10 protein-coding genes are annotated in these 14,757 nt (G+C 62.5%); 4 read left to right on the forward strand and 6 right to left on the reverse strand.

Annotated features, from left to right (window positions below; all coding sequences use genetic code 11):
* Window positions 1–573: 573 nt before the first annotated feature.
* The 5 genes from NAV33_RS20680 to NAV33_RS20700 form a co-directional block, all read right to left on the reverse strand.
* Window positions 574–2,328 (reverse strand): S8/S53 family peptidase, encoded by a 1,755-nt coding sequence (locus NAV33_RS20680; RefSeq protein WP_255983597.1) that lies wholly within the window; start codon window positions 2,326–2,328, stop codon window positions 574–576.
* Window positions 2,325–3,290 carry an L-histidine N(alpha)-methyltransferase gene (egtD, locus tag NAV33_RS20685; protein ID WP_255983599.1) on the reverse strand — a complete coding sequence of 322 codons (966 nt, stop codon included), beginning with the start codon at window positions 3,288–3,290 and terminating at the stop codon, window positions 2,325–2,327. The genes NAV33_RS20680 and egtD overlap by 4 nt, the downstream gene beginning before the upstream one ends.
* Before the next feature lie 3 nt (window positions 3,291–3,293).
* Complete coding sequence (egtB, locus tag NAV33_RS20690; protein WP_255983601.1) at window positions 3,294–4,589, reverse strand: ergothioneine biosynthesis protein EgtB; 1,296 nt, start codon at window positions 4,587–4,589, stop codon at window positions 3,294–3,296.
* A 181-nt stretch (window positions 4,590–4,770) separates the two neighbouring features.
* A complete protein-coding gene (locus NAV33_RS20695; RefSeq protein ID WP_255983603.1) occupies window positions 4,771–5,466 on the reverse strand; it encodes an SDR family oxidoreductase in 696 nt (231 codons plus the stop codon).
* Between the two features lie 30 nt (window positions 5,467–5,496).
* On the reverse strand, window positions 5,497–5,808 hold the full coding sequence (locus tag NAV33_RS20700; protein ID WP_255983605.1) for a hypothetical protein: 312 nt from the start codon (window positions 5,806–5,808) through the stop codon (window positions 5,497–5,499).
* A gap of 122 nt (window positions 5,809–5,930) precedes the next feature.
* Between NAV33_RS20700 and NAV33_RS20705 the strand changes: the two genes are divergently transcribed.
* Entirely contained in the window at window positions 5,931–10,424 is a 4,494-nt protein-coding gene (locus NAV33_RS20705) for a DEAD/DEAH box helicase (protein ID WP_255983607.1), read from the forward strand.
* A gap of 67 nt (window positions 10,425–10,491) precedes the next feature.
* Here the strand turns inward: NAV33_RS20705 and rapA are convergent, their stop codons facing one another.
* Window positions 10,492–13,341: an RNA polymerase-associated protein RapA gene (gene rapA / locus NAV33_RS20710; RefSeq protein ID WP_255983609.1), complete on the reverse strand. Its 2,850-nt coding sequence runs from the start codon at window positions 13,339–13,341 to the stop codon at window positions 10,492–10,494.
* A 192-nt stretch (window positions 13,342–13,533) separates the two neighbouring features.
* Here rapA and NAV33_RS20715 point away from each other — a divergent pair, with 192 nt between their 5' ends.
* The 3 genes from NAV33_RS20715 to NAV33_RS20725 are packed head-to-tail and all read left to right on the forward strand — an operon-like array spanning window position 13,534 to window position 14,602.
* On the forward strand, window positions 13,534–13,833 hold the full coding sequence (locus NAV33_RS20715) for an aspartate-semialdehyde dehydrogenase (RefSeq protein ID WP_255983611.1): 300 nt from the start codon (window positions 13,534–13,536) through the stop codon (window positions 13,831–13,833).
* Complete coding sequence (locus NAV33_RS20720) at window positions 13,833–14,462, forward strand: alpha-ketoglutarate-dependent dioxygenase AlkB family protein (RefSeq protein ID WP_255983613.1); 630 nt, start codon at window positions 13,833–13,835, stop codon at window positions 14,460–14,462. The genes NAV33_RS20715 and NAV33_RS20720 overlap by 1 nt, the downstream gene beginning before the upstream one ends.
* Entirely contained in the window at window positions 14,441–14,602 is a 162-nt protein-coding gene (locus NAV33_RS20725) for a hypothetical protein (RefSeq protein WP_255983615.1), read from the forward strand. Before NAV33_RS20720 ends, NAV33_RS20725 begins: the two co-directional genes overlap by 22 nt.
* The last annotated feature ends 155 nt before the right edge of the window (window positions 14,603–14,757 follow it).

Consider the following 14,757-nt stretch of genomic DNA (forward strand, 5'->3'; position numbering starts at 1 on the left):
GATATCTCCGGAACTTAATACGACAAAAGGCCGCAAGAGCCTTTTAAAAAGTGGCGGAAGCATTCATGGGTGATGCAACGAACGAAGCACTGACCAACGACGCAACCAACTCACGCAACAGAGCACAAGCGGCGGGGCCGGATAGCTCGTTCTGCGTGGATAGGCTTTATATAGATTGATTGTTAAAGAATGAAGTTCTTTTGGCGCCGTAAAAATGCCACATAACATTGTTTTAATTATCTGGTGCTATATTGCCAGCATCGTAGTGGCGCCATGCTGGCTTAAACGTACTTATTTAAGCTTTTGATTTAGTGATGAAATTTCAAATCCTGCGAAATTGGCGCGCACGGCGAATAACTGTCGTTTCGTTTGTTTAGTAATAAAACGACGGGCCAAAAATAGTGAGCATTTTATTGCAGAGTGTTTCAGGTACACACAGTTGCCCACCTGAAATCGGTAAGCGAAGCGGAGCTTTAGGCGTTTGCAGTAAAGTTTGCAGACAGGTAATTGCAGCGAGGCGCCAAGTTGGTGCGGCAATATTTGCAAAAAGCCGGGTCGATGCAAACAGCGGAATTAGCGCGTCTGGTTCAGGCTATTGGTGGTCAATTCCAGCGCCTTTCGCATATCCAGCCGGGCAGAGCGTCCGATGTCTTGATTGTCCAGCTGGTAGCTGCGTTCAGACGGCAATATCGGCGCAGTCAGATCGTCCGCCTCGACAGGTTCGAAATCCTTGTCACGGCCGATGGTCAGGGCGCTGCGACGCAGCAGCTCTCGCACCTGCTCCGGCGCAAGCTGAGGGTTGATCGAAAGCATCGCGCCGACCACGCCTGTAACCATCGGCGTGGCGTAGGAAGTACCGCAATGAACGTCGCCACGTTTACCGGCCTCCAGCGTTGCGGCTCGGGTGCAAGCCGAGGCGGTGATGTCGACGCGCAGATCGATATTCGATGACGGCCGCTTGGTGACATATTCCGGATGCTCCACGGGCACGTCGCGCTTGTCGTTGCGTTGGTGGCCGCCAACCACCAGTAACTGTTCGGCAATGAACGAGGAGGGTAGGCGGTAATCGTCTTGGCCGGAGCGGGCCGAACCATTGCCGGCTGAGTTCACCACCAGCACATCGGGATGTTCGCGGCGTAACCAGAGGAAAAATTCTTCCAGCAATTCCTCATAGCCGCTCATGGCAACACCGGAGCGGACCAGCGAATCGACCTCTTCGCCCTCGACATCCAGAGTGCCGACGCGATGGATGCCCCAGCTCCAGTTCAGCACCCGCACGCCATCCTCGACCAGATTCACCGAGGCGGCGACGTTGGCGGTAATACCAGCATCGGAGTTGCGCTCGACGATTATCTCGAAGCCGGAGCTGGCCGGCTCCAGCGCGCTGAGAAAGCCGCTATCACCGGGCTCCACGCTACGCGCGGCAAGGATGCCGGTGACAGTGGTGCCGTGGTCGGCTGGCGATTCGGCGTCTCTGGCGTAAACGCAGGCCCGCGGCTCTTGCGGATCACAGTCGCCGACATAGTCGGAGAACTCGGGCGAGTCGAAGTCGACGTTGCGTTCGATGATGCCGATGCGTACCGGGTGCGTCTGGATCGGCGCTTTCCTGGATGGCATTCGATGTCGGTAGTAGTCCACGGCATCGAGAAATCTATTGGCGACCCACTCGCTGTTACGCGGTTTCTTGCCTTGATCCTGTTCTACCGGCTCCTCGGCGCCCGACTCTTCGACCACCACCGCGTCCACGCTCACTTCGTTGCCCAGGCGCAAGATCATGGCGTCGCGTTCGGTCAGGTTCTCGACGGGGAGGCGCAGCTGATAGGTATTGAGCGGTGCGATGGCGCCGACCACTTCGGCGCCGTATTTCTTGGCCAGGCGGCGCGCCTCGTCCAAGCCGTCGTACTTTTCCTCGATGATCAGGCTGATCAGGTTCAGATAAGTCGTCAGCCCGTCCATGTTCTTCGCCACTTCGTCCGGGCCCGCCGCCAGCACATGGCTACCGTTGACCGTCAGCCAGACTGGGTTGCTGCGGCGCTCGCCTTGCTCAAGCCAAAGCGGCCCGCTCTGGTGTTCATCCTTGCGCAACGTGAGGCGCAGGCGTTCGTCTTCTTGATTAGTGACCTGCAGCGGCTTGCCGCTCAGCATCAGCTTCATATCGCCGCTGGCGAGTCCTTCGCTGCGTAGACAGAAGGTCAACTCGTCAGTCGCGAAAAGATTGCCGCACCGCTGCAAATCCTTGAGCCGCAACGGGGCGTCGTCAGCCAAGGCGGGGCCATTGCCCAGCACGAGCAGCAAACCAACCAGGCTAATGAAGGGCGGTTTCCTCATTGTCGACGTTGCAAGTAATGCACGCTGAACAGTTCACCGGAGTCGGTCCACTGGCCGCTGCAGTCGAATCCGGCGCTGCTGGCCAGATCGGCAAACGATTCCAGCGTGTACTTGTAGGAATTCTCGGTATGCAGGCTTTCGCCGACATCGAAGTGAAAGCGCTGGCCTTCGATGGTCACGTCTTGCGCCTCGCGGCTGATCAGGTGCATTTCGATGCGCGAATCCTGTTCGTTGAAAAACGCCCGGTGGGCGAAGCGTGACGGATCGATATCGCTGTGCAGTTCCTGGCGGATGCGCTGCAACAGGTTGAGGTTGAATGCGGCCGTGACATGGGCACGATCGTTGTAGGCCGCTTCGAGCACGCTACGGTCCTTGACCAGATCGACGCCGATCAGCACGCCGCCGCCGGGAGGGAGGATTTCGTGCAGGTGGCCGAGCAGCTTACGCGCCTCCAGCGGCGTGAAATTGCCGATGCTCGAACCGGGAAAGAACACCAACGGATGATGAATGGTGAAATCGTCCGGCAGCTTCAGTTCGTCGGAGAAATCAGCGCAGGCGGCGTGAACTTCCAGCCAGGGATAGTCGGCGGCCAGGCGCTGGGTGCTGGTCAGCAGGAAATCCTCGGAAATATCGATGCCCAGATAGCTGACCGGACGCAGCCCTTCGAGCAGCAGGCGCACCTTGCGGCTGGCGCCGCTGCCCAGTTCGATCAGGTCGGTCTGCGGGCCGGCGATCTCGCGAATGTCGTTTGCCGCCTCGGCGAGAATCTTTTCTTCGGTGCGAGTCACGTAGTACTCCGGCTGCAGGCAGATCTGCTCGAACAGCTCGGAACCGCGCCGGTCGTAGAAAAACTTCGGCGAAATATGCTTGGGCGATGCCGCGAACCCCGCCAGCGCCTCGTCGCGCAGGGAGTTATCGTGGGCCGGCTGCGTCTGGTCATGGAAATGTACGGCTAGTGCCATCTTTCATAGCTCCCTGGCCAGGCGCAGCCCGGCGAACTGCCAGCGCATGGCGGGCTGGAAAAAGTTGCGGTAGGTGGCGCGGATGTGGGGTTCGGGCGTGGCGCAACAACCGCCGCGCAAGACCATCTGGCCGGACATGAACTTGCCGTTGTATTCACCCAGGCTGCCCTCCAGCGGGCGGAAGCCGGGATAGGGTCGGTAGGCGCTTGCCGTCCACTCCCAGACGTCGCCGAAGAGCTGCGCCGGTCCTTTGTGAGGAGCGCTGGTAGAGACAGGTTGCAGGTAATCGCTTTCCAGGAAATTGCCGCGCAGAGGCTGGTCGGTAGCCGCGACTTCCCACTCAGCTTCGCTCGGCAGTCGGGCGCCGGCCCAGCGTGCGTAGGCGTCGGCTTCGTAGAAGCTGATGTGGCAGACCGGTGCTTCCAGATCGAGCTGTTGCAGCCCGCCGAGGGTCATCTCGTGCCAAGCGTCATCGTGGCGTTGCCAGTACAACGGCGAGTTCCAGCCGCACTGCTGGATCTGTCCCCAGCCGTCCGACAGCCACAGTTCGCTGCGCGCATAGCCGCCGTCGGCAATGAACGACAGATACTCGCGGTTGCTGACCAGGCGATCGGCCAGTTGGAAATCTTCGATGAATTGCCGGTGCCGCGGCGTCTCGCAATCAAAGGCGAAACCCATGCCGGCGTGGCCGATATGGTGCACGCCACCGGCGTAGTCGTGCCAACGGATGCGGTCGTTGTGCAGCGTTGGCGCTGGCTTGAGGTCGGTGCGGTAGACCGGGTGCAGCGGGTTCTGCGCCAGGATGTGCTTGATGTCCATCAACAGCAGCTCCTGATGCTGCTGCTCATGCTGCAGGCCCAGCTCGACCCGGCGCAGTATTTCAGCGGCATGCTGCTGTGGAGGATTGGCGAGCAGCTCGCCCATGGCGCGGTCGACGAAGTGGCGGAAGCGGTAGACATCATCCACACCGGGCCGGGAGATCAGTCCACGCTGGGTCCGTGGAAACGGCGTGCTATGGGTTTCGTAGTAGGAATTGAACAGGTGGTCATAGGCCGCATCGAGCGGCTTGTAGCCGGCGAGATAGGGCTTGAGCAGAAACGCCTCGAAGAACCAGCTGACATGCGCCAGATGCCATTTCGGTGGGCTGACATCGGGCATGCTCTGGACGACGTAATCCTCGACCTGCAGCGGTGCGCAGATCGCTTCGCTGGTCGCACGCACCTGTCGGAAGCGCTGCAGCAGATAATCCAGCTCGGCGAGCGCCGGTTGCTGTTTTGGCTGTTCTGCCAGGTTGCCCATGGGCGTCCCCCTTGTTCGTTCCTGGATGTGATGCCATGGACGGCCGAAACCGCCTCTATAGCGACCCGAAGCGAAGCGCAAAAGTTTCTGCCGAGCGTGGCGGAGCTTGTCTGCGAGACGCCTGCCGCGGCGGATTGATGGGTTGCTCCGTCAGCGGACTCGGCGCGGTGCGTCCAGCCGGTTATTCACGCTCAATTGGCGGGGTCGGACGAATCAGGATTTCGTTGACATCCACATGCGGCGGTTGCGACAGCGCGTAGACCACCGCCCGGCCAATGTCCTCGGGTTGCATGGCATAGGTGGGTGGTTTGTCGAACAGCGGCGTGTCCACCATGCCGGGCTCGATCAGCGTGACCCGCACGCCGGTGCCGCGCAGTTCTTCGCGTACGCTCAAGCCCATGCCGGTCACCGCCCACTTGCTGGCGCTGTACATCGAACCGGGAATCACGAAGCGGCCGGCAGCGGAGCCGGTCAATAGCAGATGACCACGGCTTGCCTTGAGCGCCTCGATGCTGCAACGCAGCGTCAGACCGACGCCGTAGACGTTGGTCAGCAGCATCTCGCGCCAGACCTCGGGATCAGCGCCGCTGAAGCCGCCTTCGCTGCCGGGTATGCCGGCATTCGCATAAACCGCATCGAGCTGGCCGAAATGCGCAAGGACCTGCTGCACCATGGCCTGTTGCTCGGCATATTCCTTGACATCGCAACGGATAGCCAAGGCGCGCGCGGGCCCTCCTAGGTCTTTCACCAACTGCGTCAGCTTGTGCACCGATCGCGCGGCCAGCGCAACGCGGTAACCGGCCTCGACCGCGAGCCGGGCGGTGGCTGCGCCGATTCCGGAGGAGGCACCGGTGATCAGCAGAACAGGATCGGTCATGATCGTCACTCGTCCTTCGTTGATGGAGAATCAATAGTTCGGCGGGGTTTCCGGGATTCCGGTGTCGTCGGTGATGGCTGGCATGGTCCAAGGCTCAAGCCGCTGATCCTTGTCCTCGACGTCCAGGCGCGCCTGCTCGATCACACCGCCGAGGCGCTGCGGACTGGTGTACTCATCGCGCGATACGCTGGGCACCCGCAACATCTCTGCGCCGCTGCCCGACATCACGGTGAAGCCGAAGCTGTCCTCGTCCGGGTTGGCGCTGGTGACGCAGCCGCACGGCAGAAAGGCTTCGGTGACGAGTTGCATCGCCTCGTCGAGGTTCAATGGTTGGTTGCGCATGGCGTTCTCCATCGTCGGGCTGTTTGAAGTGGACCGCCGCGGCGGGCGGCCGTTTCCTTGCAGGCGACGGATTGCGCTTCCAGCCCTTGTAGCCGAGCCGTAGCGGCAGCATATTCAGGCGCATGAAACCAACTCCTGTTCACGATGCGCTGGCCGCGTTCCATCCAGCGGTAGCTGGCTGGTTCAGCCGCAGCTTTCCAGCGCCGACACCCGCCCAAGCCCGAGCGTGGCCTTTGATCCGTTCCGGTCAGTCGACATTGGTGGCCGCGCCCACGGGCTCGGGCAAGACGCTGACAGCCTTTCTCGCCGCGATCGATCGGCTGGTGCAACATGGCCTTGAGGGTGGCCTGACAGACGAAACCTCGGTCGTCTACGTCTCGCCCCTCAAGGCACTGTCGAATGACATCCACGTCAATCTGGAACAGCCGCTGGAAGGCATTCGCGCCGAGTTGCAGCGCCTCGGCCTTCCTGCGTTAGACATCCGTACGGCGGTGCGCACTGGCGACACCCCACAGGCCGAGCGCGTGGCGATGCGCAAGCGGGTGCCGCATATCCTGGTGACGACGCCGGAGTCGCTTTACGTGCTGCTGGGCTCGGAGTCCGGCCGGCAAATGCTGACGGGCGTGCGCAGTGTGATCGTCGACGAGATTCATGCCATCGCGGGCAACAAGCGCGGCAGTCATCTGGCCTTGTCGCTTGAGCGGCTGGAATCGCTCTGTGCACGGCCGCTAGTGCGCGTCGGGTTGTCCGCAACGCAGAAGCCTATCGAAGCGGTCGCTGAGTTTCTGGTTGGCGGGCCGGATCGCAGCTGCGCGGTGGTGGATATCGGTCATGGCCGCGCTCGCGATCTTGCGCTCGAAGTGCCGCCGGTTCCGCTGGAAGCGGTGATGAGCAACGACGTCTGGGAGCTGGTCTACGATCGATTGGCGGCTCTGGCTGGCGAACACCGGACCACGCTGGTGTTCGTCAATACGCGGCGGATGGCCGAGCGCGCCGCAAGACATTTAAGCGAACGCCTCGGTAACAGGGTGGTGGCGGCCCATCACGGCAGCCTGGCTCGTGAACAGCGATTGGATGCCGAACAGCGGCTCAAGCGCGGCGAATTGCGGGTGCTGGTGGCCACCGCCTCGCTGGAGTTGGGCATCGATATCGGTGACGTCGAGCTGGTCTGCCAGCTGGGTTCGCCGCGCTCGATATCGGCTTTTCTGCAACGCGTCGGCCGTGCTGGCCACCAGGTCGGCGGTGTATCCAAGGGCCGCTTGTTTCCCAGCTCGCGCGATGACCTGATCGAATGCGCCGCGCTGCTCGACAGCGTCCGCCGTGGTGAGCTGGATACTTTGGTCATCCCGTCGGCGCCGTTGGATGTGCTGGCGCAACAGATCGTCGCCGAGGTGTCGTGCCGCGAGTGGCAGGAGGATGCGCTATTTGCGTTGATTCGCCGTGCCATGCCTTATACCGATTTGAGCGAGGCGGATTATCAGGCGCTACTGGCGATGCTCGCCGAGGGCTACACCACCCGCCACGGCGCACGTGGCGCATACCTGCACCGGGACCTGGTCAATCGCAGCCTGCGTGGTCGGCGCGGTGGCCGTCTGACCGCGCTGACCTCCGGTGGCACCATCGCGGATAACGCCGATTACGCCGTGTTGCTCGAACCGCAGGGATTCAACATCGGCACCGTGAACGAGGACTTTGCAGTCGAGAGCCTGGCGGGTGACGTGTTTCAGTTGGGTAACACCTCCTACCGCATCATCAAGATCGAGCCCGGACGGGTGCGGGTGGAAGATGCGCAAGGTCAGCCGCCGAATATTCCGTTCTGGCTAGGCGAAGCGCCGGGACGCAGCGATGAACTGTCGGCGGCCGTGGCGAGGTTGCGCGGTGAGATCAATGAGCGCCTGGCCGACGCGGGACCCTGTAGGAGCGAGCTTGCTCGCGAATCTGACCCTGCCGAGGCTGCAGCATTCGCGAGCAAGCTCGCTTCTACCAAAGCGGAAGGCAGCGAAGCGTTGCTGTGCTCGATGGCTACAGGCTTGTCTCCCTCGCCCCTTTGGGGAGAGGGCCGGGGTGAGGGGGAGGAGGTGTGCACGGTCGACCTGACCCCCGCCATCGACTGGCTTACCAACACACTTGGTCTACCTGACGCGGCCGCCCGCCAGATCGTCGAATACCTGGCACGCGCTCGCTCGGCTCTGAGCGCGCTACCTACGCAAAACCGCCTGATCATGGAACGCTTCTTCGACGAATCAGGCGGCACCCAGCTGGTCATTCACTCGCCCTTTGGCAGCCGAATCAATCGCGCCTGGGGTCTGGCGCTGCGCAAGCGCTTCTGCCGCACCTTCAACTTCGAGCTGCAGGCGGCGGCGACGGAGGATGCGATCATCTTTTCGCTTTCCACCAGTCACAGCTTTCCCCTCGAAGAGGTCTGGCGCTATCTGCATCCCAACAGCGCCGAGCAAGTGCTGATCCAGGCGTTGCTCGACGCACCGCTGTTCGGCGTGCGCTGGCGCTGGAACGCCACCACCGCCCTGGCGCTGCCGCGCATGGCCGGTGGGCGCAAGGTGGCGCCACAGCTGCAAAGGATGAAGAGTGAAGACCTGCTCGCCACCGTCTTCCCCGACCAGGTCGCCTGCCTGGAAAACATCGTCGGCGAACGTGAGATTCCCGAGCATCCACTGGTGGCGCAGACGCTGGACGACTGCCTGCACGAGGCCATGGACAGCGAGGGTTGGCTGGCGCTGCTGCGGCGCATCGAGGCGGGCCAGGTCGAGCTGCTGGCGCGTGATCTACCGGCGCCTTCGCCGCTGGCGATGGAAGTGCTCGGCGCGCGTCCCTATGCGTTTCTTGACGATGCTCCGCTGGAAGAGCGGCGCACCCAGGCCGTACTCAATCGTCGCTGGACCGACCCTGAGTCCAGCGACGATCTCGGTGCTTTGGACGCAGCGGCAATCGAGGCTGTGAGCGAAGAAGCCTGGCCGCAGGCGCGCAGCGCGGACGAGCTGCACGAGGCGCTGATGGGTCTCGGCTGTATCGCCGAAAGCGAATCTCAGACTCAGGCGAAGTGGCCGGATTGGCTCGCTGACCTGGCGCGTGGCGGCCGAGCGACACGGATGCAAGTCGCGCTGGATCGCGCGCTCTGGTTGCCGGTCGAGCGTCTGAGCCTGTTGCAGTCGATCTACCCCAACGCTCGTTGCGAACCGGTGCTTGCGCTGCTGCCCGGCTTCGAGCAGCAGTTGGGCGAGGATGGCGCCTTGGTCGAGCTGGTGCGCGCGCGCCTGACCGGTTTCGGCCCCTTGCCTGTTTCATTGATTGCACGGCCTCTAGCCTTGCCAGCCTCGGCCGTCGCGTTGCCATTGACGCGTCTGGAAGCCGAGGGCTACGTGTTGCGCGGACGCTTCACTCCGGGCGCGGCGGAGGAAGAGTGGTGCGAGCGACATCTACTAGCGCGTATTCATCGCTATACGGTCAAGCGCCTGCGCCGCGAGATCGAACCTGTGGAGCGCGCAGATTTCATGCGGTTTCTGTTCGATTGGCAGCACCTGTCCGAGGCGACGCGGATGCAAGGCCGCGATGCGCTCGGCACGGTAGTCGAGCAACTCGAGGGCTTCCAGGCCGCCGCCGGAGCCTGGGAAAGCGACCTGCTGCCTGCCCGCTTGAAAGACTACGGTGGCACCTGGCTGGACGAACTCTGCCGGTCCGGACGCATCGTCTGGACGCGTCTGGCGGGGCGCATCAAGGCCAGCAGCGGCCCGGTGCGCGGCACGCCGATCGTCCTGCTGCCGCGTCGGCATCTGGCGGCTTGGTATGCGCTGGCGAGCGATGCGCCACAGCCAGAGCTTTCATCGCGCGCGCAGCGGGTATTCGAGACGCTGCAGGGGCAGGGCGCGCTGTTCTTCGATGAGTTGCAGCACGACACCCATCTGTTACGCAGCGAACTGGAGGATGCCCTGGGTGAGCTGGTCGCGGTCGGGCTGGTCAACGCTGATAGCTTCGCTGGTCTGCGCGCGTTGTTGGCGCCCGCGGCGAAACGGTCACGTAGCACTCGGCAGAGCCGCGGCGGCGCTTTCATTGGTGGTATGGCGGATGCAGGTCGCTGGGCCTTGGTGCGAAAAGGCGCATCGGCACCCGCCGAAACGCCCACGCGCCGACCGATGCTCGATCCTGAAGCGTTGGAACACATTGCCATGACGCTTCTGCGCCGATACGGCGTGGTGTTCTGGCGGCTGCTGGATCGGGAAGCCGACTGGCTGCCGCCCTGGCGCGACTTGCTGCGTGTCTACCACCGGCTCGAAGCGCGTGGCGAGATTCGCGGTGGACGCTTCGTCGCGGGAGTCGCGGGCGAGCAGTTCGCCCTGCCGGAGGCGGTGGGCCTGCTGCGTGAAGTACGCAAGCGACCGCTGGAGGGCGAAATGATCGCGGTCTCGGCGGTCGATCCGTTGAATCAGCTCGGCACCCTGCTACCCGGTGAACGCGTACCCGCGGTGGCGGGCAATCGCATCCTCTATCGCGACGGCGCGCCGCTGGCGTTGTTGATCGCTGGCAAACCGGAACTGTTGGCAGAGCTGGATGAGGATGATCAGCGCAAGGCACGGCAACTACTGGCCGTGGCGCGACGCTAAATACATCCGGCAAACGAAAAGGCCGGCTGCGATCGCTCGCAGCCGGCCTTTTCAATGCAGCGGTAAGTCAGCCCGCGACCAGCACGCGAATCGCCTCCAGGCGCAGCGCCGCTTTCTCCAGCATCGCCAGGCCTTCTTCACGCTGTTTGCGCAGGGCGTCGATTTCGCTGTCACGCACGCTGGGGTTGACCGCTTGCAGCGCGGTCAGACGCGCCAGCTCTTCGTCGAGGCTCGCCTTCAGCTTGCGCTGTGCTTCGGCGACGCGCTCGGTGTGGCGCGGGGCAACCTTGGCTTCAGCGTCGGCGATCTGCTTGGCGAGCACGTCGCGCTGGGCCTGGACGAACTTGTTGGCGCTGGCGCGCGGGACGCTTTCCAGCTGATCGGTAAGGGTTTCGAAGGCCACTTTCGGTGCCAGGTCGTTGCCGTTCGAGTCGAGCAGGCAGCGCAGCGCCAGCGGCGGCAGAAAGCGGTTGAGCTGCAACGCACGCGGCGCCACCACTTCGCTGACGAACAGCAACTCCAGCAGCACGGTGCCGGGTTTGAGCGCCTTATTCTTGATCAGCGCCACGGCGGTATTGCCCATGGAGCCGGACAGCACCAGGTCCATGCCGCCCTGCACCATGGGATGCTCCCAGGTGAGGAATTGCATGTCTTCCCGGGCCAGCGCCTGCTCGCGGTCGTAGGTGATGGTCACCGCTTCGTCGTCGCCGAGCGGGAAGCTGGCGTCGAGCATCTTCTCGCTGGGACGCAGGATCAACGCGTTCTCGGAATGATCTTCGCTGTCGATGCCGAAGGCGTCGAACAACTCTTCCATGTAGATCGGCAGGGCGAACTGGTCGTCCTGTTCTTCAATCGCTTCGACCAGCGCCTTGCCCTGTTCGCCACCGCCGGAGTTGAGTTCCAGCAGGCGGTCGCGGCCGCTATGCAGCTCGGTTTCGAGGCGCTCGCGCTCGGCGCGTGCTTCGTCGATGAGTTTTTGAAACTCGTCATCGTCGCCTTCTTCCAGCTGGCTCAGCAGGCGTGAGCCGAACTGATGCTGCAGGGCGTTGCCGGTGGGGCAGGTGTTAAGGAAGGCGTTTAGCGCTTCGTGATACCACTTGAACAGACGTTCCTGCGGGCTGGTTTCCAGATACGGCACGTGCAACTGGATCACGTGCGCCTGGCCGATCCGGTCGAGACGACCGATACGCTGCTCCAGGAGGTCGGGGTGGGCCGGCAAATCGAACAGCACCAGATGGTGAGCGAACTGGAAATTTCGGCCTTCACTGCCGATTTCGGAACAGATCAGCACTTGTGCGCCGAACTCCTCGTCGGCAAAGTACGCGGCGGCGCGGTCGCGCTCGAGGATGCTCATACCTTCGTGGAACACGGTAGCCGGAATGCCGGAGCGCACACGCAGGGCGTCTTCGAGATCCAGTGCGGTCTCGGCGTGGGCACAGATGACCAACACCTTGAATTTCTTCAGCATCTTCAGCGTGTCGATCAGCCAGTCGACGCGCGGATCGAAAGTCCACCAGCGATTCTGGGCGGCGGGTTCTTCCTGCTGGCTCTGGAAGCTGACTTCCGGATACAGCTCGGCGTGCTCGCCCAGCGGCAATTCCAAATATTCGGCCGGGCAGGGCAGCGGATAAGGATGCAGCTGACGTTCCGGGAAACCGCGCACGGCGGCACGGGTGTTGCGGAACAGCAGGCGTCCGGTGCCGTGGCGGTCGAGTAGTTCGCGGATCAGGCGGCTGCTGGCTTCGATATCGCCATCGGTGGCGGCGGCAAGCAGCGCTTCACCTTCGGCGCCGAGGAAATCGTGAATAGTCTGATGCGCTTCCTGCGACAGGCGTCCCTCGTCGAGCAGCTCCTGCACCGCCTGGGCCACCGGCTGGTAACTGGCACTCTCGGCGCGGAAGGCTTCAAGATCATGGAAACGGTTGGGGTCGAGCAGGCGCAGACGGGCGAAATGGCTTTCCTGGCCCAGTTGCTCAGGGGTCGCGGTTAACAGCAGCACGCCGGGGATGACTTCGGCCAGTTGCTCGACCAGCTTGTATTCGGGGCTGGCGTTCTCGGGATGCCAGACCAGGTGATGCGCCTCATCCACCACCAGCAAATCCCAACCGGCGGCGAAGGCGGCGTCCTGAGCGCGCTCGTCGTCCTTCAACCATTCAAGCGAAACCAATGCGAGCTGGGTGTCTTCGAAGGGATTGCTGGCATCGCTTTCGATGAATCGTTCGTCATCGAACAGCGCGACCTGCAGATTGAAGCGGCGGCGCATTTCCACCAGCCACTGATGCTGCAGGTTTTCCGGGACGAGGATCAGCACGCGCTTGGCGCGGCCGGAGAGCAGTTGGCGATGGATCACCAGGCCGGCTTCGATGGTCTTGCCCAGGCCCACTTCGTCCGCCAAAAGCACGCGCGGGGCGATGCGATCAGCGACTTCACGGGCAATATGCAGCTGGTGCGCGATGGGTTGTGCACGCACGCCACCCAGGCCCCACAGCGAGGAGGTCAGCTGTTTGCTTTGATTTTCCAGGGTGTGGTAGCGCAGCTTGAACCAGTTCAGCGGATCGATCTGGCCAGCGAACAGGCGGTCACTGGCGAGGCGGAACTGGATGAAGTTCGATAGCTGGGTTTCCGGCAGCGTGCGGGCTTCGTTCTGCGCGGTCAAACCGTGATAGACCAGCAGGCCGTCGACGTCATCGACCTCGCGCACGGTCATCTTCCAGCCTTCGAAATGCGTGATTTCGTCACCTGGAACGAAGCGTACGCGTGTCAGCGGGGCGCTGCGCGCGGCGTACTGGCGGGTTTCACCCGTCGCCGGGTAGAGCACGGTGAGCATCCGGCCGTCGAGCAACAGGATGGTTCCTAGACCGAGTTCCGCTTCGCTATCGCTGATCCAGCGTTGCCCCGGTAGATACTGCTGCGCCATGCCCTGCCTCCCGCTGTAAAAAAGCCCGCTATGTTAACGGAACACTGCCCGGAGAGCGACGACAGATGCCGACCGGATAACGCTTGGAGTGTAGCGTTGCTGTTAAAGTCGGCGGCAATTCAGCCGATCAATCGGTACAGGCCCGCAAAACGGGCCCCGGTTAATCTCGGTACTGTTTGATAGGGATTAGAGATGCTGCCAGTCATTCCGCCCGGCACCGTTCAGGTTACGGCGCAACAAGATGTGGTCAAGCCAAGGCCCGACATTGCGCCGGTCGCCCCCGTCCAGTCGAGCGCCAATGAAAGCTCAGTGGGGCTCGATCACCGACATCCGCAGGAAGCCGAGCAGATGCTGCGCGACGAGCAACGCAGGCGGCAGCGCCGTCGCGGTTACAGCCCTGAGGAGCTGGCCGAAGGCGAAATTGCCGAAGAGGATCAAGAAGCCGTCGGCGAGCTGCCGCGTCAAGGTCTGTGGGTGGATGTCGAAGTTTGATGTTGGCCCATGGCAGTCCCACCACCATCGACCTGCCCCAGGCAGACCTGGCGTATTGGCCCCGGTGGGTCGATGCTGAACTAGCCAGCCGCTGGCTGCATGGCCTGTCGACCGATACGCCATGGACGCAACCACAGATCAGGCTTTACGGACGGCAGTTCGCCGTGCCGAGGTTAGTCGCTTGGTACGGCGACGCCAATGCACGCTATCGCTATTCCGGGGTGGTCCACGAACCCCTGCCGTGGACGCTACTGTTGAACGAGATCCGCGAGCGTGTAGAGACACAAGTCGAACAGCCGTTGGACGGCGTATTGCTCAACCTTTATCGCGATGGGCAGGACGCCATGGGCTGGCACAGCGACGACGAACCGGAGCTGGGATCGGAGCCGCTGATTGTCTCGCTCAACCTCGGTGCGACCCGGCGTTTCGATTTCCGGCGCAAGGGGACCAACCGGATAGGGCATTCCCTTGAATTGGAGCACGGCTCGTTGCTGGTTATGCGCGGCACGACGCAGCATTATTGGCAGCACCAGATTGCGCGGACGCGCAAGGTGACCGAGCCGCGTCTGAACCTAACGTTTCGCCAACTCTTTCGTGAGGCAGTTTTATGGGCAGTGACGTACAGCTGATCGACTTCAGCGCCGAACGTGAAAAGCGTATTCACGACATCAAGGAAAAGCGCCTCGCCGAAATGCGCCAGGCCTTCGAAGAGGCGCTGCCCTTGGCCAAGCCCAAAAAGAAGGCCAAGAACAAGCCGAAGAAGCGCTGACCCGTCTTCGCGCGGGTTGCTCGCTCCTACGATCCACTAGCGGCTCAGAGCCGTATCCCTGGGGATCCGCCACACACCCTCTTTTCTTCGTCCAGATATAACGCGACGCCTGTCTTTCAGCAGGGCGCGGCCATTGGCGCGGTCAATTTTTGTAT

This window comes from Stutzerimonas stutzeri, from assembly GCF_024448715.1.
Classification (GTDB): Bacteria; Pseudomonadota; Gammaproteobacteria; order Pseudomonadales; family Pseudomonadaceae; genus Stutzerimonas; species Stutzerimonas stutzeri_AR.